This window comes from Sutcliffiella halmapala (assembly GCF_050107295.1).
Lineage (GTDB): Bacteria > Bacillota > Bacilli > Bacillales > Bacillaceae_I > Sutcliffiella_A > Sutcliffiella_A halmapala_A.
This window is the reverse complement of the sequence record NZ_JBNIKR010000007.1, coordinates 186,138-211,812: the sequence shown is the minus strand read 5'-3', so window position 1 is coordinate 211,812 and position 25,675 is coordinate 186,138. Positions and strand designations below refer to the sequence as shown.

Sequence of the window (25,675 nt, the reverse complement as noted above, 5' to 3'; positions counted from 1 at the left end):
TGAATTGTCAGAAAATAAAAACAAAAAAAGCAACCGGAATTGGTTGCTTTTTTCATTGCTTCTATTAGATATAAATCAGTTTATGTTTGCCGTTATGTTCCAGTGGCAGTTCACAGATCCGTTGTACGAGGTCCAGACCGTATTGATTCAAATAGTAGTATATATTCCATACCCTCTCTTGTGGCAGTGAGTTCGGAACGAGCGAAAGCTCTGCACGATGGTACTTTTTCATGACATTTGCATGTTTCTCATAGGAAGACCGTTCCATCAGCCGTTTCATATATGAGAATTGCCTGTCAATCAAGTTCCAATTTTTTTCAAAAACGGACTCCAGATGAGGCAAGACATCCTTGCCAACTTCCCTGAACTTATGATGAACCTGCTCATATTCCTTCTGGTAGTAATCGAGGCGAATCTCAAGTTCCGCTAGCTCCTGATTTTTTAACCAAGTTTGCCTTTTTTCCTCCAAACCATAGGTCAAAATGTCTTCCATGCTTTCACCCAGTTCGTTGACCGTGGATTCAATATGCCGCTCCACAATTGTCAATCCGATACGTGGTACCACAGGCGGCATTTCTAGATCTAACGCTTCGAAAGCACCTTTCAATTCTGCCCAATAGCTGATTTCTCCAGGACCACCAATGAAGGCAAGAGTTGGAAAAAGCAGCTCTTGCATCATAGGGCGTGTCACCACATTGTTTGAAAAGTGGTGGGGATTGGCTTGGATTTCTTCCTTGAGCTGTCCCCAAGTCAGCACTGTTTTCCCATTTTTTGTACAGGCTGCCTGTGATTCCTCATCCCAATACAGCAATTCCCGTTCCCCTTGTATATGAAAGAAGAAATTCATGGAGTTTTCCTGAACCTCAAGCATCTGACTGTACCCGATTTTTTCTAGATCTGCTTGGGATGATATTACTTCTGAAGTAATACTTTTATGGTTGTTGATGATACGCTGAAAGAATGGAACCTCTATTTTTCTGAGATCGGGGTCTGATGCATTAACAAGTATCAAACCCGTTCCCTTGAAAAGAGTGGCAATTAGCTCAGCGAAGAAATCGACAATATTATCTGCAGATTGCAAGGACCTTTCCAAAAGTGCTTTTATATCATTCGTAAACGCCGTTTCCCCAAAGGAATTCACAATTTTGAGCATCCATTCCCTAAGTTTTATCTTATCAAGCTCAAGCTCAGAAACCATTTTCTTTCCAGCTGACTTCATTGGTAGGGAAATTTTTTCAACAGAATTGTCCTCCGGGATATTCACATGATTGATTTCATGGTAGTCATGATCCTCCCCAGCAATCCAAAAGACCGGCAACACAGGTACTCCTAGCTTCTTTTCCTGCTCTTGGGCAAGTTTAATGATGCTGATAATCTTGGAGATTGTATATAGGGGGCCAGTCAATAATCCGGCCTGCTGCCCAGCGATTACGACCATTGATTCTTCAGACCGCAGTCTTTCAATATTATGTAAGGTTTTTTCATCGGCATGGTAGTTAGTATTATAGCTTAATAAATGATCCGCAATTTCCTCTCTTAGGTAGGTACGATCTTTGAGAGCATTTTTTCTGTCTTCAAATGAATTTGTTGAAAACGGATTATATGTAAAAAAACGATGTAAGCTTTCCTCTTCTGATAAATAAGCTGATGCGAACTTATTGATAGTAGGAAGCGCAAGTTCTACTATATTCATAAAGTACGTCCTTTCTAATCGATCAAATATCCATATCTCCATGAGTATAGCATTGATTTGTTTCGAATCAAAAAAAATTGCTTCAAAAAATTCATGCGAAATTTTCATATATTCTTTTCATTACACCAAACAGGGCAAGGAGGAAATAGGCAAAGAAAAACAAGAGAAAATTGAAGCGCCAAAATCCTTTGAACACTTTCTTGAATTGTATTTCCTGTTTGATTTTATAATGCGTAATAACCATGATCATGGCAATCGATACAAGAACCATCATGATAATCCATAAATAAGAACGCTCCCATATGATGACAACCAGGAAATGGACGGCAAGAATAAAAAATAAGGTGGAGGAATCTACGGCAGCATGAAAGGACCTTTTATTATTCTTCGTGAAATACCTTGCAAATACATAAAAAAGAAACAAGGCAAATATCGGGGCCGTAACGATTGTTGCAAAAAAGACAGTAATGATATTGGACATCGCTCTCTACCTCACTTCCTCGAACCTTATTGTTAACAGAATGGCTTTTAGATCATCACTGTTTTTCATCCAAATTATCCTCTTCCAATCCTTTGATGCTCCTATAAATAAATTCTGTAAGAGGCACTTTTTTTCCTTGTTCTTCAGCTAAAAAGATGAGATATCCTAATATCGCATCCACCTCGGTCCGTCTCCCAAGTTCGACATCCTGTTGCATGGAAGACCGGTTTTCCGCTGTATTGCTGCATATTTTCAAAACATGATCCCACATCTTTTCTCTATCCTCTATTTCTATTAAAAACGATATTTCCCTGTACAGGTCAAACATGGTTTCTTTGTAGAATCGATTATGTACCAGTTGCCCATTTTTTACGCGATATAGAGTTGTCAGCGGATTGATTATGGCATTAACCACCAATTTCTCCACGAGTATGTTTTGATAGCTATCACTTTTTTGTAATCGAAAGATCTCGGATAAACCCTTTTCCCACATGTTCAGGAAGCGGGAGTCAGAGGAATCACTTCGAAATGATGCAACTTTTGTCAAACCTTTACCTGTCCAATTGACGGTTACGTCATCCAGCTTTTTCACACCATGCTCCACTACGCCGATTAAAAGGTGTGCATTTTCTATTTTTTCCGCCTGCTTCACATGAGCCATCCCATTCTGAAGGAAGAGCACACATTGATCTTTACTCAATTTTAGTAAATACTGCATAATATCTTGCAGTGCATATTGCTTAACGGCTACAATGATGATTTCCTCATCAAGCTTTGATTTCGCAGAAAGTTTCTTTACCGTTACCCTTCTGTTTCCAACAGGGAGATTTTCCTCCACCAAGGTTATTCCCTTGTCTTTCAGCTCCTTACACTGTTCCGGGCGTTTTGTGTAGAGTGTGACAGGAAATAGAGCTGAAAAATGGTACGCATATAAAAGACCTATCGCACCAGCTCCAATAATTCCAATGTTCATCATGTCCCTCCACCTTTTTACCTATTTCTTCTTATTGTACCAATATATGAAGGATAATCTACAGTAAAATATCTATAAACCTATATAAATGTTTTAAAAAATGAGGGCCCACTCAGGTATAAATGAGTAGGCCCTCTCTGAAAATTATACAGGATATACTGGATGTTTGCGGTGACTAAAATTCATTTGCTTACTTGAATAATATTGGAAACGGCTTATTAATACATTTCGAAGTTCCTTTGCCGGAACTATTGTATCGACAATCAGTTCAGATGCCAGCTTGTAGATATCAATGTGCTCTTTATATTCCTGGTGTTTTTCCTGAACATATGCCATTCGCTCTTTTGGATCTTCAATCTCATTTATTTTATTGGAATAGACGGCATTAACCGCCGCTTCCGGTCCCATAACGGCAATTTGGGCAGTAGGAAGCGCAATGCAGCAATCCGGTTCAAAGGCCGGACCAGCCATCGCATACAGACCTGCTCCATATGCTTTTCGAACCACAACGGAGATTTTGGGAACGGTTGCGGAGCTCATTGCTGCTATTAATTTTGCGCCGTGGCGGATAATGCCCGCCCTTTCCACTTTGGTACCGATCATAAATCCTGGAACATCAGCCAGGAAAAGTAATGGAATATGATAAGCATCACAAAGCTGGATAAACTTTGCTCCCTTATCTGCAGAATCCACAAAAAGGACTCCACCCTTCACCTTTGGCTGGTTGGCGATGATCCCAACCACCTTGCCATCTATCCTTGCTAAGCCGGTGATAAGTTCTGGGGCAAACAGTTTCTTAATTTCAAAAAAACTGTCTGCATCAATCAACTGATCAATTGCCTCATACATATCAAAAGGAGCATTCTGATTGACAGGAATGATGTCAGCCAGGTTTCTCCCCTCTTTTGGAGTTACCGGATCAACCTCGGAAGTTTTGGTTTGGTAACTGCTCGGAAAATAAGTCATATATTTACGTGCAAGGCTGATCGCTTCCTCTTCAGAAGAGGCAAGCACATCCCCGCAGCCACTCACAGAACAATGCATTCTTGCTCCGCCCATTTCCTCAAGGGTAACCTTCTCCCCAATAACCTTTTCAGCCATTCTTGGCGATCCCAAATACATGGATGCATTTCCATCCACCATTACCACAATGTCACAGAAAGCCGGAATATAGGCTCCACCTGCTGCGGATGGCCCAAACAATAGACATACTTGCGGTACCATCCCGGAGAGTTTCACCTGGTTGTAAAAGATTTTTCCTGCACCACGTCTATTTGGAAACATATCCAGCTGATCGGTTATTCTCGCACCGGCAGAGTCTACCAGATAAAGGATTGGGACCATCAGCTTTTCAGCAGTTTCCTGTATCCTGATGATCTTCTCGACAGTCCTTGCACCCCAGGAACCCGCTTTTACGGTTGAGTCGTTTGCCATGACACAGACAGTCTGACCATGAATTTTCCCGATTGCCGTGACGACACCATCTGCAGGAAGTCCCTTTGCTTGATTGTTTGCAAAAATCCCATCTTCTTCATATTGACCATTATCAAATAACAGCCCCAAACGGTCCCTTACGAACAGTTTGTTCTGCTCTTTCAGCTTTTCATGGTATTTTTCACTTCCACCACGTTTAATCTTATCTACGTTTTCCTGAAACTGTTGATCCAGATCACTTGTTTTAATCATTCAGAGCCCTCCATTCTACCTCTAAGTTGACAATATCGGCTATTCCAGTTCGAGAAGTACATCTCCGTCATTTACAAAGTCACCCTCTGCAGCATTAATGGATGATACCTTCCCATCAACAGTTGCTTCGAGAGGAATTTCCATTTTCATGCTTTCCAGGATGATAACCGTCTGACCTGCAGTGACTTCGTCTCCTGCTTCAACTAATATTTTCCAAATAGTTCCTGCCATTGATGCTTCAATTTTTTTCATTGTGTTTTCCTCCTAAGATTCATGGTGTGTGCAACATCAGTTTGTGATCGGCTTCATGGATTGAATGAAGCCGGTATGGTAATCCCCTATTATGAATTCATCTGTTTGTAGCGCATGCCTTAAAAACGGCAGATTGGTCTTTATCCCTTCCACTTTCACTTGATCCAGATACTCCCTGGCACGATCGATTGTTTCTTTGCGAGTTTGTGCACTTATGATAATTTTGGCTATCATAGGATCATAGAATGGTGTAACTTTCAGGTCCGGACCATATCCACTATCGATTCTAATTCCTTCCTGCAGCGGCATGTGCCATTTTGTAATCTGTCCGGGCGACGGAAAGAACGTAACCGGATCCTCGGCATATACCCTGAATTCGATGGCATGTCCTTGACTTGCGATCTCCTCCTGCTTTAATGGAAGGGGATTCCCAGCAGCAACAAGAAGCTGCCACTCAACAAGGTCAAGTCCGGTGATGGATTCAGTAATCGGATGTTCCACCTGTAGTCTTGTATTCATTTCAAGGAAATAGAAATTCTCCTTGTCATCCATAATGAATTCCACTGTACCTGCATTAGAGTAATTGACTTGCTTGGCAGCAAGAACAGCAGCTTCACAAATCTTCATTCTTGCGTTCTCACTGATTGCAGGGCTTTGCGCCTCTTCGATCACTTTTTGATTTCGACGCTGAACAGAGCAGTTTCTCTCATACATATGTACAATATTTCCGTGACTGTCTCCAAATACCTGCACTTCAATGTGTCTAGCGTTTCCAACGTATTTTTCAATAAACATATCTTCATTCTTAAAATATGCTTTAGCTCTTTTCTTTGTCTGTTCAAATGTATTCTCTATATCCCGTTGGTTCTCACATCGGTGCATCCCGATGCCTCCACCGCCTCCACTCGCTTTCAGCATAACGGGGTAGCCGATCTCAGCAGCAAGCTGACAAGCTGCTTCCAGGCTTTCCACTGGCTGTTCGGATCCAGGTACAACAGGAACGCCAGCTTCGATCATGGTTCTTCTTGATGAGAGCTTATCCCCCATCAGTTTGATAACATCGACAGACGGACCGATAAATATCAGCCCTTCCTCTTGCAGCCTCTCACTGAATTCTCCGTTTTCCGATAAAAATCCATATCCCGGATGTACGGCATCCACATTTTCTTCTTTTGCAATTTCAATCAAAAGGTCCACATTCAAATAGGATTTCTGAGGTGGGGCTTCTCCTATATGTCTTGCAATAGTTGCTGAATGGACGTAAGGCAAATCTTTATCAGCCTCTGAATATACTGCAACAGTTTCAATACCCAACCGATTGCATGTGCGGATGATCCGTTCCGCTATTTCTCCCCGGTTGGCAATAAGTATCTTTTGCATAGAGCTGTCTCCCTTCACTAGAAATTACCTGAATACTAAGCAAAAAATCCTCTAACATACTATTAATTCTACATAATCCCTTCATTTCCTTCTAAAATTGCAAACGCTTTCTAAAATTATTGCAGAATTTTTTGTTATTTTGTTATATAATTAATATTAAATATATGCTTTCCAATTAATAAGATAAAAGGAAAGCGCTTTATCAGTTGGCTGACCAGAGAGACTTGAGGGGGAAAAAGGTATGACTGTAAAAAAACTATCGATTAACTATAAAACACTAGAAGAATTCAAGCAGTTCAGAGAATATGGAATTCAGGAGCTTTCCATGCTAGAAGACCTTCAGGCAAATATGATTGAAAATGACAGCGAATCACCTTTCTACGGAATTTACTTTGGGGAAAAATTAGTAGCCCGTATGAGTCTATACAGAGTTTCCAAGGAATTGGATAAATACTTTGAACCAGCTCAGGACTACCTGGAGCTATGGAAACTGGAAGTATTGTCTGCCTATCAGAGAAAAGGCTTCGGCAAAGAACTCGTTGAATTTGCTAAGAGCTTCGGTTTACCGATCAAAACAAATCCACGTGTAAAATCAGCAGACTTCTGGAATCGAATGGGCTTCACTTCCGTTAACTATGACGTGGAGCGCGATTTGGGAGAAAATCCGCTAGTATGGTACCCGAAAGGGGTATCCGCCCAGGAAAGAACCCAACCAGGAACGCTTGATACTGCAGAATAAACCAAAGGGAAATTGCATCGCTGCAATTTCCCTTTGGTATTTTTAGCCTTTAACGCCCATTCGCTTTACTAAGAGTTCTTTTTTTTATAGAAAACGTTTTTTCATCTCGGGGCTTGGCAGCATGCACGCTTCCTTCTTACCGAACCATTTGTAGCGATTTTTAGCCACAAAGCTATATAAGGAATCTCTAAGGGGCTTAGGCACTAAAATTAGAGGATAAAGAAGCTTCCATGGCCCATCCAATCCTTTAAGCACATTTAACCCAGCCGATGATTTCGTGTAGTATCTGTTACCTTGGATGAAATAGAAGGTATCGAATTCATTTGTAGAAAGGGAAAAGTTTTTTAATAGCTGTTGACCTTGCACTGATTGCAAAGATGCAAATTTGAATCTTCCCTTTTTATCATTCCTGATCACAAAAATAACCAAGGAATTGCACATATTGCAAACTCCATCAAATAATAGAACGGGTTGAATATCCTTTTCCTTTTTGCTAGGCATAAGAAAACCTCGCTTTTCTTTGTATGCTACTATTATACCTCTATTGTCTGGAAGAAGGTGGTTTTAAGCCAAATAAAAAAACCACCGGGTTATGGGTGGTCACAATGATAGAATCTTACTTTTCCATTCTTTCCAAATTGCCGTTGCGATCCATTTGAAACTTTACCTTTTTATTCTTCTCATCATCCTGCAGCACGACCATCTTTCGTGCGCGCTCCATTATTTCAATGAGGGCACGATAGTCCTCCTCGACAAGATTCATCGATGTTTCAAGCTCCAATTTCGATTCCCCCAATAGCTGGACTTCCCCTTCAAGCTTATCAACCTTCCTTTTGAGCTGAAGGTTTTCATCTTTTAGCTTCGTGTACTCGTTCTCCAATTGCTCCAAATGGTTCAGATAGCTTATGACAGCAGAAATGGTGAGGTTATCTGATACATATAATTTTTCATTGATACTGTTGAATTCCGTCACTTCAGGATCGGGAATTTTTGCTGCGTGTTCCCTTTTGATTTCTTTTCGTTGCTTTTTGGCAAGTTCGATTCCAGATTTATATTGCTTTCTGACATATGAATTCCACCTGAAGCCACATGCTGCAGATGTTCGAGAGAGTTTTTTTCCGACTTCCTCGAAGGCTGTAAGTTGCGTGCCACCATCTCTTATATATCGTAACACCACTTCCGCCAACAATAGATCTTCATCTTGAGTCCATGCATCTTGACGAACAGTAGACATAGGCGCTATCCCCCTAACACACTTTTTTATTCCTATACATATGCGTGTAATAGAAAAGATAGACTAAATGAAGTACCAAAATGAAGCGGCACCTTTATTTTTTCTTGCTTTGAAGAAACCTCGCCACAGCGTTATGATGCTCATCCTGTTCCCATAAATATGCACATTGCTCTATTTCTGCTAGCATTCTCTCTTTCAGGTTTGTCTGCTCCCATTTTTTGACCAGTGCCTGTTTATAGCTTCTTAGCACTCCCGAAGATTGTACAAGGCCTTCATGCAGGGTGTGCGTTTCATTGAAAGTTACTATTTTCTGGACATAACCGAGTTTTTCTGCCACCTCAGCTGGATAAATAGTGGCGGAATTCAACATTTGCAAAGCTTGAGGTAAAGGGATTTTCTCAAATAGCATACTCGCCCCTCCCCATCCGGTTGTAATTCCAAGCTTTCCTTGTACAAACCCCAATTTGGCATGAGGCAATGCCCACCTCTGATCACAGGCAGAAGCAATTTCGCAGCCCCCTCCAATGGCTATGCCATTTATTAGTGCATAAGTGGGGACAGGAAGTGTCATGAGGCTATATAGGATTTCCCCCATTTTAGAAAGCATGGAGTAAGCCTCTTCTTTTGTGTGCAGGGCATGAAAAACGGAGAGATCGCCTCCAGAACAGAACGAATGCTCTCCTGTTCCTGTAATAATGAAAGCTCTAATGGCCGGATTCCCTTTTACTTCTTTTAACGCCTGCTCCAGTTCATTCATCACATCATAATCGACCGCATTTCTTTTGTCGGGGCGGTTTATTTGGAACCAGAATAACTCATGTTCATCTATGTAACTTACAGTTTTTGAAGTTTGCATGTCTGAGCTGCTCCTTTTTAGGATTTTAATATCATATTAACTGATTTCCGAGTGCTTGTAATGCTTTACGTAAGATATTCATATATAAACAGGAACAAATAAAAAAAGCACTAGGGACGGACCCTGTGCTTTTTCCATTATTTATTTACTACTTCTTTTCCTTTGTAAGTACCACATGCTGGGCATACACGGTGTGATAATTTCTGTTCACCGCAGCTTGGGCATTCTACCATACCAGGAACTTGTAGTTTAAAGTGTGTACGACGCTTTCTTTTTACAGTTTTAGACGTTCTTCTGAAAGGTACAGCCATTCTTCCCACCTCCTTAAAAACGAGTTTCCATTACAAGCGTAATCTCTACTCTTGGTCTTTCTCAAAAAACTTAGCCAGTCCTGCAAGCCTTGGATCAACCTTTTTCTCTTGATCCTCGTCTGTAATGACGCCCCAGTCTTTACCAGATTGGGGAGCGGCCTCTTCCTTATCGGGAGAGTCTGAGAAAATCTGCATCGGCACCTCGAGAATGATTGCCTCCTTAATGATTGGCATTAAGTCGACCACATCACCTTCAACCGTGTGCAGCTCTTCTTCATCACTTTCATACTCAGCAGGCTGAAAAAGATAAGTTTCAGTTGTTTTTATCGTAAAAGGATAGTCCACATCAACCAATGTACGTGAACATGGTAAAACCATTCTACCTTCCACAGTTAAATGAAACGTAGCTTTTTTCGAACTTAAATCAGCTCTACCAGTTACGTGAACGGCTTCAATAGATCGAATATCACTATGTGTCGTAATTTCACTTACATCAACTGTTTCATCGATTTCTAAACCTTTATGTTGTAACTGATTTAACTGGAATAATGTCCATTTCAACAAGATATTCACCTCAAGGCAACAAAAGTAATTATAGCTTTCACCGATATATTTGTCAATATTTTTTCTTTACACTATAATTATAGACATAATCTTATGATTTGAACAAGTACTTAACAAAAATAGCTAAAAAAACAGTCGATTAAATAATATTACCATCAGACAATGTGAAAAGGTTCATATTTGTCTGCTATAAGGGGTCTGAAAATGAAATCTTTAGGCGTAATTGTTGAATACAACCCTTTTCACAACGGACATAAATTTCATCTGGAGCAATCCAAGAAAGCAACCGGGGCTGAAGTTGTCATCGCCGTCATGAGCGGGCAGTTTCTGCAGCGCGGGGAACCTGCTCTCGTTTCAAAGTGGACCAGGACGAAAATGGCTCTTATCAACGGTATCGATATTGTCGTGGAATTGCCGTATTCTTTTGCCACCCAAAAAGCGGAGGTCTTTGCAAGCGGATCCATATCCATATTATCTGGCATGCATTGTGAGACTCTCTGTTTTGGAAGCGAGCAAGGAAATATCGGAGATTTCGAGCGAACCTTGACCATCATGGAAACCAAAAAGCAGGAGTATGATCTGCTTGTACAGGCTTACAGTCAAGAGGGCTACAGTTTCCCGAAAGCGTCTTCCATGGCATTTACGGAGATTACAAAAAATGAGATGGTCCTTGATTTGACTCAGCCAAACAATATTCTTGGCTATCACTATGTAAAGGCCATTCGCGACCAGAATAGCCCACTGCAGGCATTCACCATTGAACGAACAAATGCCGGCTATCATGACCCGGATTTCAACACTTCTACCATTGCGAGTGCCACAAGTATCCGCAGGGCCTTGTTTAATCATGGCGGCCAAATTGAGAATGTACAACAATATGTTCCTGAGGGTACCTACCATTTCCTTGCCCATTATCAACGGCAGGCTGGTGGATTTCATCGTTGGGAGGATTATTTTCATCTTCTGAAGTATCGTATTCTTTGCAGCACCCCTTCTGAGCTTGCTGAAATCTATGAGGTGGAGGAGGGACTTGAGCACAGGCTGCAGCAGACCATGAAAGAAAGCCATTCCTTTGAAGAGTTCATGAAAAAGCTTAAAACTAAGCGATACACATGGACGAGATTACAAAGGATGTGTACCCACCTTTTGACAAACACCAAAAAAGAAGCGATGCAGCGAATCACATCCACAAAAAAGAGTGAGTACATACGATTGCTTGGCATGTCCAAGAAAGGGCAAAGCTATCTAAAAAATATCAAAAAAGACACTAACCTTCCTTTAGTATCCAAGGTTTCCTCTCTGGAAAGTATGATGCTTGATATGGATATCAGGGCCACCAACACCTATGCCATGAAATTCCCTGAGCCTGCCCGCAGCGAGTGGATGCAGCTTGAGTATTCAAGGCCGCCGATAAGATATAACGAAGAAAAAAACACATTCTTGAATTGAAAAAACAGCGCCCATCATTATTGTTGGGCGCTGTCTTGTTATTCATTTGCTGTATTCGCAGAAATTGTTGCTTTTGACGAATATAATATAAACACGTAAATTTATCCAACATCGTGCTCTTTTCGGTCTATTAGTTAATTTACGAAATAAATAATACATAGTTTATCACGGTGAAAAATCCAAAAGCCGATTTTTTACTGTCATAAGCAACAAACTTTACGAAAAGAGCCTATTCATCTCATTTCTCATTAAGCTCTTCAAGATATGAGATTGCATCATCAAAGGTATTAACTGGAACAATTTTCATTTTTGTCTTAATGTCTTTCGCAGCTACAAGCGCTTCCTGGTAATTGGAATTTTCAGCCCCGTTTTCGTTGGGAGCAAAGAAAATATCTACACCTGCGTTGTCAGCAGCGACAATTTTTTGCGAAATTCCTCCGATACGCAATACTTCACCTTTTTCGTTGATTGCCCCGGTACCCGCTATATTATAACCCTTTGATATGTCTTCCTCCATTAGCTGATTGTAAACTTCGAGTGTAAACATCAGACCAGCAGATGGTCCACCGATTTGGGCTGTATCGATAGTGATTTCTGGATCGGTTGTAATCTCATAATCAGTTAGTAAACTGATTCCTATCCCTGGACTTCCTTCTTTTTCCGGATGTTCACCTAATTTAATACTGGCAGTTTCCTCATTCTTCTTACGTTCGTATGTAACTTCAATCGTTTCGCCAATCTCTTTGGTACTTACCTTTTCCATGAAAATCTCTGAAGTCGGAGTTTCCTCCCCGTTGATATGGGTGATTCTATCCCCGATTGCCAATTTGCCTTCTGCGGGCATTCCTTCAAGCACCGAGAAAACATAAACACCTCGTGAAATCAGTTCTACTCTCTTATCTGCCTTCTCATAAGCAACTTTGATGGCCGTCTCTTTGGAGTTTTCCATCATATGAAGCTGACGGTAGGAGTACTCCTCATCTGATTCATCTTCCCTGCGAATCTGATTGATCGGGTAGATATTTTGGTAATCGCTGAATTTTGCAAAGGCATAGGTAAAGACATTCGCTTTCCCCATTTTAACCGTTGTCAGCATAAAGCGACCCGCATCATCCTTATCTCCCCCTTCCACAGAAACCAGTGGTGCAAGCTCTTCTGCTGATCCCGGCCTGGTCACATAATAGGGCAGTGTGACAAAATTCAATACTACAGCAATAATGACCCCGATTATCAAGGAATTTCTATACATTTTACTCTTCATCCTGTTTATTCCCCTTCCACTCCTCAATCCTTTTCCGAATGAGAGGAATATGCCTTTTTGTCTCTTCTTCCCCTATCCGGATAATCTCTTCTATATTGGTGAACGCACGTGAACTGTAGTGTGCAACAGGTGGCCGTATCATAATATCAGACTCCAGCTCACTGCGCTTCACCAGTTCATTTTGCATGATATCAATGGTCTGCAGAATAACATCGAAAATCGAATCCACCGGTTCGTTCGTTTTCACATGGGAGACATCGATGGCTATTACCAGGTCCGCTCCCATCTCTTTTGCCACACTGACTGGTACACGGTCTACCACTCCTCCATCCACCAGGAGACGCCCATTCAGCTTTTCAGGCACAAAAATACCCGGAATGGAAATGCTTGCCCTGACAGCATCTGCAATGGATCCTGTTGTCAAAACAACCTTCTCGGCCTTCTCCAGATCAGTCGTTACGATAGAAAGCGGTATAGCCAGATCCTCAATGTTTTTATTTTGGGTAAACATCCTGAACAGATCCTTCACTCGATTGCCACTGATAAAGCCCATCTTCGGAACCGTGAAATCCAGATAATACTTCCGTTTGAATGCAGTAGCAATTTTGTATAAGCGGTCCATATCATGCCCCATCGCAAAGAAGCTGCCGACTAATGCCCCCATACTGCTCCCGGCTATCAGGTCAATCGGAATATTTTCATCCTGCAACACTTTCAGCACACCAAGATGGGCAAACCCCCTTGCACCACCAGACCCCAGTGCGACTCCAATTTTAGGTTCCATACACATCACCCCAAGCTTTAACAGCCACCTAAAAGCCCATTAAACCTGCTATTTTCTTCATATTCATTGTACGCTTCTTGTATTTATATGGTGAGCAAACAGTAGAGACTTGGGTCAATTTTTGTTCTAAATCCCTACCCTTCCCTCGTATATTGAAAGGTAAGATGGACAAACCATCCCACCATTCATAGGTAATTATTAATATTCTAACAAAAACCCAATCATTCTTGTACTAAAAAGAAAAGCGGAGGGCGCTCGCTCTGGGACGTACAAACTGGACTGAGCTTCCTGAGATATAGGAAACACGAAGAGCGTTAGCGATTCGATGTTGACTTATCGTAGGGAAGTGAGGGAAGTTTGATAGTCCCAAGCGCCCGCAGCTAGACAAAGAAAAGCGGAGCTGGCTTGGGCAGCCCCGACAAGTATAAGACAGGTTTCCGGAGGAGGTTGGGTTTTACCTCCACAGGAAACATGGCTTATGACTCGAGGGGCTAGCCGGCGGAGCTAGACAAAGAAAAGCGGAGGGCGCTCGCTCTGGAACCCTTTCATCCCCAAAGTTGGCTAGGAGGCTAAACAAGTGAACTTATCCAAAATAAAAACATTATTCTTTGCTTTTATTATTTCCCTACTAGCACTATCACTTATACTTAATCCTCAGGCTTCCTTTGAAGCAAGCTTAAGGGGCCTGAAAATGTGGTGGGAGATCGTCTTTCCTTCCCTGCTCCCATTTTTGATTATCAGCGAACTGTTAATAGGGTTCGGGGTGGTCGCCTTTATTGGGGTATTGCTGGAGCCGTTGATGCGGCCATTGTTCCGGGTGCCAGGCGTGGGGGGATTCGTTTGGGCAATGGGTATGGCCTCCGGCTATCCTTCCGGAGCGAAGCTGACGGTAAGGCTCCGGAAGGATAACCAGATAACGGCATATGAAGCGGAAAGACTTGTATCTTTTACGAATTCATCTAATCCACTCTTTATATTCGGCGCTATTGCAGTCGGATTTTTCCATAATGCAAAGGTGGGGATCATTCTTGCTTTAGCACATTATCTTGGCAACATTTGTGTTGGGTTGGTGATGCGTTTTCATGGACCTTACTACAAAGGTAAAAAATTGGAGCGCCACTCCGCCGTGAAGAAAATATCCTTGAGAAGGGCCTTCAGCGAGCTTCACCAAACACGCCTTAAAAATCAAAAACCCCTTGGAAAACTCTTGGGAGATGCAGTACTGACATCTGTCCAGACCCTGTTGATGGTTGGTGGCTTCCTCATCCTATTTTCCGTTCTGAACAGCATGCTTGCCCTTATTGGGGTCACCGCATTGCTGGCAGGTATGCTCGGGCTATTACTTCCGCTATTCCAAATCTCAACAGAACTGAGCGTACCACTGATATCCGGCATTTTTGAAATCACTTTAGGAGGTAAATTAACAAGTGAAGTGATGCATGTTTCCCTGATGGATCAGATTATTATTACAAGCTTTTTCCTCGCATTCAGTGGTTTGTCCGTCCAGGCACAGGTTGCAAGCATCCTTGCTGAATCCGATATCCGATTCAAGCCTTTCTTTTTGGCCAGAATCATGCATGGCTGCTTTGCTGCACTAATTACCTTCCTTCTTTGGAAACCGATTGATAAAAAATTGAACGGCCTGGAAAATGCGAGCGTGGATATTCCTGTTTTTGCTCCTTATCTGCCCGCAGGTTTCTGGGAGAAACTGCTGTCAAACTTGGAAGTATACGGCCCCTTATTTACTTTGGCAGTTCTATGGGTATATTTGATTATCTTGCTGAGCCGAAGCAGACAAGACGTAAAATCATAGATTCTCCAAATAAAAAACCAGCACCCTGTCTACCAAGTGCTGGCACTACCTATGTATTACTTAATTACTTTCGAATTTCTTTTTCAGCGCTTCCTCTACAACCGGCGGTACCAGTTCCGAAACGGAGCCGCTGTATTTTGCGACTTCTTTTACAATACTTGAACTTAAGAAGGAATATTGATTATTGGTCATCATAAACAAGGTTTCAATGCTTTCGTCGAGCACCCTGTTCATCGATGTGATCTGCATTTCATATTCAAAGTCGGAAACCGCTCTTAAGCCTCTGACAATGGAGCTTGCATTTTTGCTGCGTGCGTAATCAATCAATAAGCCATGGAACTCTTCCACTTCCACATTTCCAAATTCGTTTGTGACCTCCTGAAGAAGCGCAACCCTTTCTTCCACAGTAAACAATGGCTTTTTGGAGGTGTTATTCAAGACACACACATATACCTTATCAAACACCTTGGATGCTCTTTTGATTATATCCATATGACCAAAGGTAACCGGATCAAAGCTACCTGGACAAACTGCAATACTTGCCAACTTAATTTCCTCCTTCATCACCCGATGCAAATTTATATACTGAAATCACGGTCAGCCCGTAATGCTCCTGCCTTGTCCGTTTGAAGCTTCCAAGAATGATAGGCAATTCAACCTCGTTGCTATGCTCTGCCATGATAAGGCCAGTTTCGGACAGTAAATGAAAATCACTTATTTTATGTATAAGATCTTCCAGGTGATGCCTCTTATATGGAGGATCCAATAAAATCAAATCAAATGAAATCTCCCTTTTATTCAACGCATTCAATGCTCTCATTGCATCGTTGCGATAGATTTCCACCTGGGACTCCAATTCAAAGGTTTCAACATTTTGTTTAATAGTCTGAATCGCTTTCCCATCTTTATCAACGAAAATCACTTGATTGATTCCCCGGCTGAGAGCTTCGATTCCAAGTGAGCCGCTGCCGCCAAAAAGATCTAAAGCCGAACCGCCGTCAAAATATGGTCCGATGATATTAAAAATTGATTCTTTTACTTTATCGGTCGTGGGCCGGGTATTCATCCCTGGTACCGCTTTCAACTGTCTACCTTTAAATTTTCCTGACACTACTCTCATCTTCTCACCACAACTTTTATTTCTATAAACTCAATTACCAATATCCTATCATATTCGACATAAAATTCAAAAGTATTTATCAGGATGGAGGATAGTTGTAACTTGCGTGTATAGCTTTCCTTTATTTGGTTCATACTTACCTATAACAACATCTATTCGTGTGATGTTGTTGCCAACCGCGGAGAAGACTTACGTTTCCCCATAAGTTCTTCCTCCGGTTTCTCCTCTCCCTTTGCCTTCTTAACCTTGAAATTTTTCAAGGAATGGAAGGACCCTGCATGGGTATCCTTGCAGGGTTTTTTTTTATAGCACCGGCATATCCATGTCAAAGTCACTTAGAGTGGTGGAGTCGAATTCCGTGAAGCAAACATTCGCCCATTCTTGTTCTGTTAAAATATTTTTGCTTAGAATATACCCTTCCAGTTCTTCTAAGGTCTTCGATTCAAGCAAATCCTTCTGATCGTCATTTATCAGTCCTCTCGACAGCAGGTAGAATACTATTCCAGTGGCGAGAATTCCCTTTAAGGGTATATCGTGGTTCTCTTGTGAAGATTTCGTGATGGTGAAGTGATCTTTTCCATAAACAACTAGTAAAACACCCAATAAACTTAAGAAAACCAATAACATAAGCTTTCCTCCCTTTCAATGGTCTTTGGGCTGTACTTCTATTTTTATGCGGAAAGTGTTAAAGTAAAACCGGGATAATGATAGTTGTTTAAATGAACACGTTCTTGGAGAGGAGTTTTTAAAAAATGATTCAACGATTTATAGAATTAGGGGAAGGTTATTCCGATATTTATGAGCTATTGGAATTGGGAAGGTGCAACAAGGAACGGCTGCAGCATCTCATGATGTTCCACACTGAAAAGAATGGAAAAAAGGTCACTTCTTTGGCAGTCGTCATGAAACCGACAATCCCTGGAGACTTTCAGGCCATTTACATATGTTTAGAAGGGATACCCAATCCAAATCATCTGCAAAATAAACGTGTGGCATTATTTGAGGAATTGGCTGCAAGCCTGGACAAGGTAATCATACAGATGGATATCAAGCCATCCACCACCTTTGCAGAAAAGGCACTATTCTATCAATACATTATAGGAATATTACGATTAAACCATTATATTCCGCCTTTAAGATAAATGATCATCCTGCTTCAAAAGTGTTTAATTAAGGTAGAAAAAGGCAATTAAAGACAAAAAGCAGTACAAACCCAACTTGATGTCAAAGTTTGTACTGCTTTTTCTTATAGTCCCATCTTATAATCATATTCCTTTGCCTTATCCGGTCTGGAATTTTCGTAATGGGTTTTGATGGATGGCTTGTGGGATACTTCCACTTTCTTCACATAGGATTGCTTGTTCAGCTTTTCGACCAAAGTGTCGGTATCTTCACTATTACAGTAGAATAGAACATATTTCAATTTTTTTGATATATAAATGACATTGCCATAACGTCGCAGCAGCTTTGCTTGCTTTAACGAATGTAGCCATACTACAATGCCTTGTCTTTGTGTCAGCATATGTTTTTGCCCCTTTTATCATTCTAGCTTGCCGATATCTATAATATCCCTATATTATCATATTCTTTCGACCTTTTATTATTTTATCACGGATGCATGGAAGATGACACACATAAACACCCTAATATATGTGAAAATTCATTACTTTCCTTTATGATTAAGCACTATTGAACACCGCTGTCGATTTCCGCACTAGGCGCAGCGACCCAAGGGGCTTGCGAGAGCCTCCTCGGCTTCGCCTGTGGGGTCTCCACTAAACGCAACACCCGCGGGAGTCTTCGCCTATTGTTCCAATCACCAGCTAGATTCTGAAGTATCTACACTAGACTCTAACTAAGATCATAAAATAGGTTAGGAGGCACCAACCATGGAACTTGAACAAATCTGGTCTACTTTTTTGAATGAATTGAAAGAAGATGAGCTGGTGGAGGGGTGCTTCCGAAAAAACATCACCGGAATACCTTTTCTCTATGTACATGTTTCCGCGGAAAAAGTGTCAGAGTGGGAAGCCAAAGGATCTGTAATCATAGCTGCCTGTGCTAAAAAAGCGATGTTCCGCAAAAAGGTAACGGTGGAAACTCATTTTGTCCGGGAAGCTCACCACCAATATGTTTACAGACACCGTTTTTTTGTTCCACAGGAGAAAATGTTCTGTTGTGGAAATCTATGTGAGGATTGTATCCGTTTAAGAAAAAATTCATAAAAAAGAGACTAACGGATTAGTCTCTTTTTCTAGTCAAACTGGATATCAACTTGCTTTACAGCCGCATCCTCCACCAGATCCACAGCCTCCGCCGCAGCTTGATAGGGAATCGAAAAATGGATTTCCTGTTGGTACCTTTACATTGACAGAGACGGATTGGCCTATCATGACACTGATTTCATCAAGTGTTTTTTGAATGGCATCCTCTGCCTGCTTGAACGCATGAATGGTCTCATGCAGATCTACTTTTCTCTTAAGCTCCCTTGTTTCGAGGGTGACTTTCCGGTAATCGGGATGGTACTTCCCAAAACGCTGTACTTCCTCATAACGGTCTTTCATATGTTGAAAAGCACGGATCAATTCCTGTGCCTCTTTATCCTGATGTACATTATATAGACAGCGATGATAGTCTTCGGCAAGCTCTGACTGCCAAATCATCTTCGCCAATTCTTCTGCTTTTTCTACCATTTGAACATGCTCAAAAGTAGCGATCATATTGGGATACACCTCCAATTCCATCATACCATGAAATCTAAAGGAAGTATAATACCTACCCCTCATTTATCTCTACTTCAAAAGACTCCGAAATTCCATATTCCGTCTGGTCATTGTGCATCAGCTTGACGGTTATAGTGTGTTTTCCAGTCGGCATCCCTTTCAGAATAAAGGCTCCTTGGGACTTGGTTTCCAATAGTTTCCCATCTACATAAACATGGAGGCGTCCTTCTCCCTGCTTTCTTTTTCTGCTATCGTCGGTAAAATGAAAATTCGGACCAACGATGCATTCCATGTATACATGCTGACCCTTGATGTGGTGATGAATGGTCATCGATAAAGATCTACCGGATGGTTTCTTTACCTGAGAAGACATCAATGATACTTCAGTTGCCAGTTCATTTACATTGTTCATCACTTCGGGCTCTTTGCGTTTTTCTTCCTTGCAGCCTGATAGAAGCACAAGAGTGAAGCAGGTAAAGGTAATAAAAAACTTATTCATCATGGTTGCTCCTCCCAATTTTTCCTTAGTTTGAGAAACTGGAAGTGTTTCTATACCTGGATATGTAAAATGGAGCTATCCGTTAGCTCCATCAAAATCAATTTATTCTGTTCAATCCATATTCTTCATGGTCTGAAACATATGCACCATCATGGACGCCATCTGGACGGAATTCTGGAATTTTTCTACTTTGTGGGGAATGGTCTGTTTGTAATAGTGCATGGAAGATAACTCAAAATCATTTAGCTTTTCAGGGTTTCTCGTCAGTGTTCGATACCAGGATGGCTGTTCACGCAAATAGGACTTTAATGTTTTTTTCTTTTGGATATATTCGTACACATCTTTTCTCATGATCTTCATCCATTCCTAATCTTTTGCTGTTTCACATTGATTCTTACATGTTTTAAGAAAAGAGCTTAATCTTTTCGAAACGAAAAAGGGTTTTTGGCGCCTTGGGACGGTGAACTTCCCTTGGACGAGTTTGGGATAAACTGTTGGATAAGCTGTTGGATATTACCTATTGCAGAATTTACATTGGTTAAATGGTATTGCATCTGGTTCATATCCATTTTCTTTAAAGATTGTAATATTTGAGGAATAACATCTGATTTTGACTCCTTGGAACTCTTCTCTTCCTCTGGAAGGTTGGGATCCCGGAAGCTTTTCCAGCTTTCATCCTCCTCCCCAAGCAAATACCATTCTTCAAAAAGCTCCTGCCAGGTCTTTTTGTTGCCTTTCACTTCCTGAGCAAGTTTCGGATGCTTTTTGACAAACGCTTTGAACTTTTCAATACTTGGGTGCTTTTCTTTCGTTGCCATTCTCTCACCTCTCTCCTCTATATGCCTAGTGTATTTTATTGAAAAAATGAAAAAGCGTTCGCCTATTTTTCTTTTCATTACATGCCATTAATTGTTAAAATGAGAGGAGACTGCTTAGAAAAGAGGAACAGAAATGGACTTAACACAGCAATGGAACGATTTTTTAATAGATGCCACATTGGAGGAGCGCGAGGTTGCCTCTTTATACCTTGATAGCCTAAAGCGGAAAAGGTCGGGTAAGAATGGGACACATATCGGGGCGCTAATGGGGATTAAAAGTGAATTCCATGAGCCTGATAAATTGACAATGACCATTCCAAATACGGAGATTCTGCAGAATTCATTAGATATTTTGCATGGCGGACTGACTGCCACACTTCTAGATTCAGCAATGGGCACATTGGCTTTCCGATTACTGCCGGAAGATAAAGCAGCTGTTACCACTGAGATGAAAATCAACTATGTAGCAAAAGGCGTCGGAAATGAATATACTTGCGTGGCAAATGTTATACATAAAGGCTCCAAGCTTCTGGTAATGGAAGGGAAAGTTTTCAGGGACGACCATACATTGATTGCTCATGCTACCGGTAGCTTCTTCATTATCCCTAAAAAAGAGTAAAGAGGTTGTTTGTATGGTAACAGCAATAGTCATTCCTATTTTAATCCTGTATTTTTATCTGATTACAAAAAAAGAGAAAGCAAAGCAACGTAGGAAATGGGAAATGCTCGACCATGTAAGGCAGGAGGCGCGTATACAAGGCACCATCACCGAATTGAGTATTGTGAAAAAGCGCTATTACCATGAAATGTACATGATGGTAACCACCATTCGGCTGCAAAGCAACGACCGGACCGTTACTGTGGTGTTTCGGCAGCCATTTACTCAGGATTGGAAAGAGATGAACCTTCAACCAGGCAACGCAGTATTGCTGGAAGGACAATGGGAAAAAGACGACATTTTTATTGCTGGAAGCATAAAAGAAAGCTGAACATCGCGAGTTTCCCCTGATGTTCAGCTTTGTTTACCATGTTTCAATGAAATTCTGGGTATAATATTTTTCATTCACCCCTACCCCCAAATGGGTAAAACGTTCATTGAGCAAGGTTTTTCGGTGTCCTTCACTATTGAGCCAGCCCTCGACGGCAGCTATTCCATCTACATACTGTGCCGCAATATTTTCCCCTGCGTATTGAAATGGGACATTACCGGTTGTCAACCTGTCAGAGAGACTTCCGGAAGTAGGAGACGTATGGGAAAAATAATCGGCGTCTTTCATATCCTTACTGTGCAGAAATGCAACATTTGCAGTTTCGTCATGCCACTCTACAGGAGCAAGCTCAAATCGGTGCCTGATCATATTGGTAAAATCGATGATCTGTTGTTCTGCCCCTGCTTCCACCGCTTTCCATTCTTCACTGTTCAGCTCCTTTGGGTCGAGCAATGGCCCTCTGTAAACCAGCTCATACGGCCGCTGCTTGATAAGAGTCTCGGCATTCAAATACCGTATACTCGAGAGCTTTTTATCAAAGCTGTCAAAGTATAATTGTACATATACATCGCCCAACAGGACTAAGGGACGAGTCTGTAGCTCCTCTTCTTTCATTTCGAAACGATATGATCCCTCTTCGTATAAAACAGTGACTGAATCCGCAAAGGACCATTCCTCGTCAAGGGAATCATATGCTTGACCAATTTGGAAAGGACTGTTTTCACTCTTTGCCCCTGTGCTGAAAGCAGTTACCACTTTCCCGTTTTCCACTCCGAATTGAACATATTCTTCCGGATAAATATGATAGATATACCATTCATAGTCATAGGCGGAAAGATCTTTTCTAACCGGTTCGCCGTAAGTGTGCAATAGTTCCTTTTCGGTTTTTCCTATAAATGATGCTATTCCTTCCACTGTGTCGGATGATTGGATTTTAGACTGTATCACTGCCTGCTCTTCCTCATTTTTGGAATCACCCAATTCAACCTGTTCTGTTTGAGGCTGTTTGCCCAACAGTTCTTCCAGCTGAGCGGGCTCTACATTAACAAAGAGGTAAAGGCAGAAAGCAACAAACAATAATATAAATAGTCCTCTCATTTTCCGGTCGATCCCTCCTTTTCTATTAATATATTTGATAGACTTCCTTTACATTCTAAATATGTACACAAAATGGTAGAGTTTTAATCTTTATCATTTTTATACCCAACTTCTGATGAATGAATACGCATTTTTCCATATTTACTTCATTATAAAAGATTTGGGAGTGGAAGGACAAAATAAAAGACTGCAGCTTTTTATGATAACTGCAGTCTACCTATTATCTTTCCGAAATTTCGCTTAAAGCATCTCCAGCACTGTCATCTGACATTTGATTTACAGCAAGATCTCCTAGAGCCAATATTCCAATCAATTGTCCATGCTCAACTACAGGAAGCCTTCTGACTTGATGCTGGGCCATCAGATGGGCGGCTTCTTCTACAGATGCTTCTGGTGTTATGGTTACCAGGTGATCACTCATCACATTGGTGACAGGATTGGAACCTGCATGCTTTTCAGCAATTCCTCTGACTACAAGGTCTCGGTCTGTTATCATTCCTACAAGCTGATTATTTTCCACAATAGGGATTGCCCCCACATTCAAATCCTTCATTTTCAATGCAACTTCATATACATTGTCTAATGGTGTGCATACATCTACATTCGTCGTCATTACTTCTCGAACTGTTTTCATCGTGTCACCTCTAATTTTCTAATAAATTGGATAGGATACATAGTAGAGGAGGAATGTAACCTCCTCCCTCGTAGATAGTTTGACCATTTTCTACAAAATCATGACTTTTTCTAAAAAAGTGCGACGAAAAGGCGAGTTCGACTATTCCTTTATTGAAAGTTATCCTTATTCGTACTATTATTAACAAGGAGCGTACTTTTTTTGTAAGGATCGAAAGGGAGTGTACATACATGAGAATTGAAAACACTGGAATTGAAAATGAAGTAGTGGAATTATCCCGTTTAACGGATATTATGGAAGACTTAGGGTTCGTACTTGCTGGACAATGGGATTACGAGCGCGTTACATTTGATCGTAAATTCGAAAATAAAGGTGACGTATATTACTTGCGTGTCCAAGGCTTTGCTGTTGAAGGAGATGTTGGTGGATCTCATGCAATGGTCAAACTGATGACTCCTCTTTTAGGTAAGCATTACTATCCTCATGGCGTGGAATACGGAGAAGGAGAAACTTTTCCCGCAAATGTTGTAGAGACATCCAAGTCTCTACTGGTTCAATCAAAAGAAAGAATGGATCAAATGAAATAATTTTCGGGACAGAGGGTGAGTTTGTTCGTGCTTGGCACGGGCATTCCACCTTCTTTTAGTTTCTAAAGACCTCCCCTACAAAAACACGGACCGATTTTACCTGATAACCTGTCATTACCTCTATCTCATTCTTGATATGCTGCTGTAATCTAATGCATACATCTGGGATGCTTGTGTTAAAAGCTACTGCAATAAATACATCTATCGTAACCAAATTCTCTTTTTCCAAATGAATAATGGCCGCTTGCTTCTGTTCTTGCTGCAAGAAGGAATATACCTTGCCGAGTAGCCGTGGCGCAATCTGTTTGATGCCATCAATGTCAGAAACACATATGGAAGTGATCGTTTGGAGCAGTAACGTACTTATCTCAATCTGCACTTTATTGATTTCCATAAAAGCCTCCTAATATTTTGTCTTCACACCAAATCATGATTGTGGTATAGGAAATGTACTGCTATTGTGGATAGCTTTTTATTTCCCTTAAGACTGCAATGATTATGATATTTTGACTTACTATGCATATTTATTTTTCTACATACTATTATTTCAGTAAAATCCATACTATAATCTATATTAGAGAAGTATGTGTTTAGAAAGGAGTCATCCATTGTCCTCTTTGTTTTCGAAAAAAACGTTATTAATTGTTATTATCATTGCCGCAATCTGTGTGGTAGGTTATTTCATTTTACCGGTCTCCGTACCGATCATATTAGCGCTTGTAACCTCCTTCTTTTTAGAACCAATTGTGAAACTACTGCAGCACCGCGTTAACTTGAAAAGAAACCTTTCCGTGATGATTGTATTTCTTCTCTTTATGGCTTCCATTGGTGCAGTTGGCTATTTTATTACAACAAAAGTCATTACAGAAGCAATCAATCTTGTGGAAAATGCTCCATCCTACATAAATGAAGTGAATAAAGTTTGGCGAGATTTTCAAGTAGATCTTCATAATGCCTCTGAAGACCTGCCACCTGAAGTAGTGGATGCAATAAGTGACCAGGTGGAATCTTTTCTGTATGATCTTAGAATATTTTTGACGGATTTCTTGAATATCCAAAATATCAGTAGCCTCTTTACGGATATTCCTAATTATCTAGTCAGTTTTCTCGTTTATCTAATCGCCCTTTTCCTCTTCCTCATGGATATGCCGCGATTAAAGATAGGATTCTATTCACATTTAAAAGAGTCGACTGCCAATAAGGTCAAATTTATGACCTCTAGACTATCCTATGTTGTATTTGGCTTCTTTAAAGCCCAGTTTTTGGTCAGTGTCATCATTTTTTTCGTTTCACTGGTCGGACTATGGATCATTGCACCGGAAACGGCTTTAATCATGTCCCTGATCATCTGGCTGATTGACTTCATCCCGATTATCGGCTCTATTGTCATCCTTGGCCCTTGGGCACTATTCCATCTGATAACAGGTGATATCAGTCTTGGCACTCAACTTACAGTTCTTGCAATTGTTCTTCTTATCATAAGAAGAACGGTGGAGCCGAAAGTAATGGGAACACATATAGGCTTGTCCCCACTTGCCACATTGATTGCGATGTATTTAGGCCTGAAGCTTCTCGGGATCCTGGGTTTCATTGTAGGGCCTCTGATCCTGATTGCATTTAATTCCGCTCGTGAAGCCGGGATCATCAAGACTAATTTTAAAATATGATAAAAAAGGTGCTCGGAATTTAACCCGAACACCTTTTTTCATGTTTATTGTTAATCGTGGAGGT

At 41.0% G+C, this 25,675-nt stretch carries 33 protein-coding genes; 9 read left to right on the top strand and 24 right to left on the bottom strand.

Annotated elements, in window-relative coordinates; translation table 11 throughout:
• Window positions 1–64: 64 nt before the first annotated feature.
• From bshC to ACQCT5_RS13635, 6 genes are all read right to left on the bottom strand, one after another.
• Window positions 65–1,693, bottom strand: coding sequence for a bacillithiol biosynthesis cysteine-adding enzyme BshC (gene bshC, locus ACQCT5_RS13660; protein ID WP_499642570.1), 1,629 nt, complete (start codon window positions 1,691–1,693; stop codon window positions 65–67).
• Window positions 1,694–1,784: 91 nt separating this feature from the next.
• Window positions 1,785–2,174 carry a DUF3397 domain-containing protein gene (locus tag ACQCT5_RS13655; RefSeq protein ID WP_499642569.1) on the bottom strand — a complete coding sequence of 130 codons (390 nt, stop codon included), beginning with the start codon at window positions 2,172–2,174 and terminating at the stop codon, window positions 1,785–1,787.
• 55 nt (window positions 2,175–2,229) lie between these two features.
• The gene (locus tag ACQCT5_RS13650) at window positions 2,230–3,150 is read right to left on the bottom strand and encodes a 2-dehydropantoate 2-reductase (protein ID WP_499642568.1); all 921 of its coding nucleotides are present in this window, start codon (window positions 3,148–3,150) and stop codon (window positions 2,230–2,232) included.
• A gap of 141 nt (window positions 3,151–3,291) precedes the next feature.
• A complete protein-coding gene (locus ACQCT5_RS13645; RefSeq protein WP_499642567.1) occupies window positions 3,292–4,833 on the bottom strand; it encodes an acyl-CoA carboxylase subunit beta in 1,542 nt (513 codons plus the stop codon).
• 39 nt (window positions 4,834–4,872) lie between these two features.
• On the bottom strand, window positions 4,873–5,085 hold the full coding sequence (locus ACQCT5_RS13640) for an acetyl-CoA carboxylase biotin carboxyl carrier protein subunit (RefSeq protein WP_499642566.1): 213 nt from the start codon (window positions 5,083–5,085) through the stop codon (window positions 4,873–4,875).
• Window positions 5,086–5,121: 36 nt separating this feature from the next.
• Window positions 5,122–6,465, bottom strand: a complete 1,344-nt coding sequence (locus ACQCT5_RS13635) for an acetyl-CoA carboxylase biotin carboxylase subunit (protein ID WP_499642565.1) — start codon at window positions 6,463–6,465, stop codon at window positions 5,122–5,124.
• A gap of 241 nt (window positions 6,466–6,706) precedes the next feature.
• Between ACQCT5_RS13635 and ACQCT5_RS13630 the strand changes: the two genes are divergently transcribed.
• Entirely contained in the window at window positions 6,707–7,204 is a 498-nt protein-coding gene (locus ACQCT5_RS13630; RefSeq protein WP_499642564.1) for an N-acetyltransferase, read from the top strand.
• An 84-nt stretch (window positions 7,205–7,288) separates the two neighbouring features.
• Here ACQCT5_RS13630 and ACQCT5_RS13625 read toward each other — a convergent pair whose 3' ends face one another.
• From ACQCT5_RS13625 to ACQCT5_RS13605, 5 genes are all read right to left on the bottom strand, one after another.
• Window positions 7,289–7,705, bottom strand: coding sequence for a thiol-disulfide oxidoreductase DCC family protein (locus ACQCT5_RS13625; RefSeq protein WP_499642563.1), 417 nt, complete (start codon window positions 7,703–7,705; stop codon window positions 7,289–7,291).
• A gap of 115 nt (window positions 7,706–7,820) precedes the next feature.
• Complete coding sequence (locus tag ACQCT5_RS13620) at window positions 7,821–8,438, bottom strand: RsfA family transcriptional regulator (protein WP_499642562.1); 618 nt, start codon at window positions 8,436–8,438, stop codon at window positions 7,821–7,823.
• Window positions 8,439–8,532: 94 nt separating this feature from the next.
• Window positions 8,533–9,294 carry an enoyl-CoA hydratase/isomerase family protein gene (locus tag ACQCT5_RS13615; RefSeq protein ID WP_499642561.1) on the bottom strand — a complete coding sequence of 254 codons (762 nt, stop codon included), beginning with the start codon at window positions 9,292–9,294 and terminating at the stop codon, window positions 8,533–8,535.
• A gap of 137 nt (window positions 9,295–9,431) precedes the next feature.
• On the bottom strand, window positions 9,432–9,605 hold the full coding sequence (gene rpmF / locus ACQCT5_RS13610; protein ID WP_010193033.1) for a 50S ribosomal protein L32: 174 nt from the start codon (window positions 9,603–9,605) through the stop codon (window positions 9,432–9,434).
• Between the two features lie 45 nt (window positions 9,606–9,650).
• Window positions 9,651–10,166, bottom strand: a complete 516-nt coding sequence (locus ACQCT5_RS13605; RefSeq protein WP_204418479.1) for a YceD family protein — start codon at window positions 10,164–10,166, stop codon at window positions 9,651–9,653.
• Window positions 10,167–10,373: 207 nt separating this feature from the next.
• Between ACQCT5_RS13605 and ACQCT5_RS13600 the strand changes: the two genes are divergently transcribed.
• Window positions 10,374–11,618 carry a nucleotidyltransferase gene (locus ACQCT5_RS13600; RefSeq protein WP_499642560.1) on the top strand — a complete coding sequence of 415 codons (1,245 nt, stop codon included), beginning with the start codon at window positions 10,374–10,376 and terminating at the stop codon, window positions 11,616–11,618.
• Between the two features lie 238 nt (window positions 11,619–11,856).
• Here the strand turns inward: ACQCT5_RS13600 and ACQCT5_RS13595 are convergent, their stop codons facing one another.
• Entirely contained in the window at window positions 11,857–12,879 is a 1,023-nt protein-coding gene (locus tag ACQCT5_RS13595; protein ID WP_499642559.1) for a SepM family pheromone-processing serine protease, read from the bottom strand.
• Window positions 12,869–13,663: a patatin-like phospholipase family protein gene (locus tag ACQCT5_RS13590; protein ID WP_499642558.1), complete on the bottom strand. Its 795-nt coding sequence runs from the start codon at window positions 13,661–13,663 to the stop codon at window positions 12,869–12,871. Before ACQCT5_RS13590 ends, ACQCT5_RS13595 begins: the two co-directional genes overlap by 11 nt.
• Window positions 13,664–14,240: 577 nt before the next feature.
• Here ACQCT5_RS13590 and ylbJ point away from each other — a divergent pair.
• Window positions 14,241–15,476, top strand: coding sequence for a sporulation integral membrane protein YlbJ (ylbJ, locus tag ACQCT5_RS13585; RefSeq protein WP_499642557.1), 1,236 nt, complete (start codon window positions 14,241–14,243; stop codon window positions 15,474–15,476).
• A gap of 60 nt (window positions 15,477–15,536) precedes the next feature.
• Here ylbJ and coaD read toward each other — a convergent pair whose 3' ends face one another.
• The 3 genes from coaD to ACQCT5_RS13570 all read right to left on the bottom strand — a co-directional run bounded on the left by coaD (window position 15,537) and on the right by ACQCT5_RS13570 (window position 17,223).
• Window positions 15,537–16,022 (bottom strand): pantetheine-phosphate adenylyltransferase, encoded by a 486-nt coding sequence (gene coaD / locus ACQCT5_RS13580; RefSeq protein ID WP_499642556.1) that lies wholly within the window; start codon window positions 16,020–16,022, stop codon window positions 15,537–15,539.
• A 1-nt stretch (window position 16,023) separates the two neighbouring features.
• Window positions 16,024–16,596 carry a 16S rRNA (guanine(966)-N(2))-methyltransferase RsmD gene (gene rsmD, locus ACQCT5_RS13575; RefSeq protein WP_499642555.1) on the bottom strand — a complete coding sequence of 191 codons (573 nt, stop codon included), beginning with the start codon at window positions 16,594–16,596 and terminating at the stop codon, window positions 16,024–16,026.
• A gap of 303 nt (window positions 16,597–16,899) precedes the next feature.
• On the bottom strand, window positions 16,900–17,223 hold the full coding sequence (locus ACQCT5_RS13570) for a hypothetical protein (protein ID WP_499642554.1): 324 nt from the start codon (window positions 17,221–17,223) through the stop codon (window positions 16,900–16,902).
• Between the two features lie 125 nt (window positions 17,224–17,348).
• Between ACQCT5_RS13570 and ACQCT5_RS13565 the strand changes: the two genes are divergently transcribed.
• Entirely contained in the window at window positions 17,349–17,738 is a 390-nt protein-coding gene (locus ACQCT5_RS13565; protein ID WP_499642553.1) for a DUF7147 family protein, read from the top strand.
• Between the two features lie 104 nt (window positions 17,739–17,842).
• Here the strand turns inward: ACQCT5_RS13565 and ACQCT5_RS13560 are convergent, their stop codons facing one another.
• Window positions 17,843–18,118 carry a YlbG family protein gene (locus ACQCT5_RS13560; protein ID WP_386644195.1) on the bottom strand — a complete coding sequence of 92 codons (276 nt, stop codon included), beginning with the start codon at window positions 18,116–18,118 and terminating at the stop codon, window positions 17,843–17,845.
• A 367-nt stretch (window positions 18,119–18,485) separates the two neighbouring features.
• Between ACQCT5_RS13560 and ACQCT5_RS13555 the strand changes: the two genes are divergently transcribed.
• Window positions 18,486–18,821, top strand: a complete 336-nt coding sequence (locus ACQCT5_RS13555; protein WP_499642552.1) for a hypothetical protein — start codon at window positions 18,486–18,488, stop codon at window positions 18,819–18,821.
• A 45-nt stretch (window positions 18,822–18,866) separates the two neighbouring features.
• On the opposite strand, the gene ACQCT5_RS13550 is transcribed toward ACQCT5_RS13555, so the two are convergent.
• The 4 genes from ACQCT5_RS13550 to ACQCT5_RS13535 form a co-directional block, all read right to left on the bottom strand.
• Window positions 18,867–19,316: a YlbF/YmcA family competence regulator gene (locus ACQCT5_RS13550; protein ID WP_499642551.1), complete on the bottom strand. Its 450-nt coding sequence runs from the start codon at window positions 19,314–19,316 to the stop codon at window positions 18,867–18,869.
• 55 nt (window positions 19,317–19,371) lie between these two features.
• Complete coding sequence (locus ACQCT5_RS13545; RefSeq protein ID WP_499642550.1) at window positions 19,372–19,821, bottom strand: hypothetical protein; 450 nt, start codon at window positions 19,819–19,821, stop codon at window positions 19,372–19,374.
• Between the two features lie 108 nt (window positions 19,822–19,929).
• Entirely contained in the window at window positions 19,930–20,169 is a 240-nt protein-coding gene (locus tag ACQCT5_RS13540) for a YlbE-like family protein (protein WP_386644204.1), read from the bottom strand.
• Between the two features lie 65 nt (window positions 20,170–20,234).
• Window positions 20,235–20,636, bottom strand: a complete 402-nt coding sequence (locus tag ACQCT5_RS13535) for a YlbD family protein (protein ID WP_499642549.1) — start codon at window positions 20,634–20,636, stop codon at window positions 20,235–20,237.
• A gap of 133 nt (window positions 20,637–20,769) precedes the next feature.
• Here ACQCT5_RS13535 and ACQCT5_RS13530 point away from each other — a divergent pair, with 133 nt between their 5' ends.
• Together ACQCT5_RS13530 and ACQCT5_RS13525 are read left to right on the top strand one after the other, a co-directional pair.
• Window positions 20,770–21,255 carry a PaaI family thioesterase gene (locus ACQCT5_RS13530; protein ID WP_499642548.1) on the top strand — a complete coding sequence of 162 codons (486 nt, stop codon included), beginning with the start codon at window positions 20,770–20,772 and terminating at the stop codon, window positions 21,253–21,255.
• 13 nt (window positions 21,256–21,268) lie between these two features.
• Window positions 21,269–21,625 carry a hypothetical protein gene (locus tag ACQCT5_RS13525; RefSeq protein ID WP_499642547.1) on the top strand — a complete coding sequence of 119 codons (357 nt, stop codon included), beginning with the start codon at window positions 21,269–21,271 and terminating at the stop codon, window positions 21,623–21,625.
• Window positions 21,626–21,658: 33 nt separating this feature from the next.
• On the opposite strand, the gene ACQCT5_RS13520 is transcribed toward ACQCT5_RS13525, so the two are convergent.
• Both ACQCT5_RS13520 and ACQCT5_RS13515 read right to left on the bottom strand, forming a co-directional pair.
• Window positions 21,659–22,735: a CAP domain-containing protein gene (locus ACQCT5_RS13520; protein WP_499642636.1), complete on the bottom strand. Its 1,077-nt coding sequence runs from the start codon at window positions 22,733–22,735 to the stop codon at window positions 21,659–21,661.
• Between the two features lie 208 nt (window positions 22,736–22,943).
• Window positions 22,944–23,357, bottom strand: a complete 414-nt coding sequence (locus ACQCT5_RS13515) for a CBS domain-containing protein (RefSeq protein WP_499642546.1) — start codon at window positions 23,355–23,357, stop codon at window positions 22,944–22,946.
• A gap of 230 nt (window positions 23,358–23,587) precedes the next feature.
• Here ACQCT5_RS13515 and ACQCT5_RS13510 point away from each other — a divergent pair, with 230 nt between their 5' ends.
• A complete protein-coding gene (locus tag ACQCT5_RS13510) occupies window positions 23,588–23,944 on the top strand; it encodes a YugN family protein (RefSeq protein WP_499642545.1) in 357 nt (118 codons plus the stop codon).
• 55 nt (window positions 23,945–23,999) lie between these two features.
• Here the strand turns inward: ACQCT5_RS13510 and ACQCT5_RS13505 are convergent, their stop codons facing one another.
• Window positions 24,000–24,338, bottom strand: a complete 339-nt coding sequence (locus tag ACQCT5_RS13505) for an Asp23/Gls24 family envelope stress response protein (RefSeq protein ID WP_499642544.1) — start codon at window positions 24,336–24,338, stop codon at window positions 24,000–24,002.
• Window positions 24,339–24,552: 214 nt separating this feature from the next.
• Here ACQCT5_RS13505 and ytvI point away from each other — a divergent pair, with 214 nt between their 5' ends.
• Complete coding sequence (ytvI, locus tag ACQCT5_RS13500; protein ID WP_499642543.1) at window positions 24,553–25,611, top strand: sporulation integral membrane protein YtvI; 1,059 nt, start codon at window positions 24,553–24,555, stop codon at window positions 25,609–25,611.
• The last annotated feature ends 64 nt before the right edge of the window (window positions 25,612–25,675 follow it).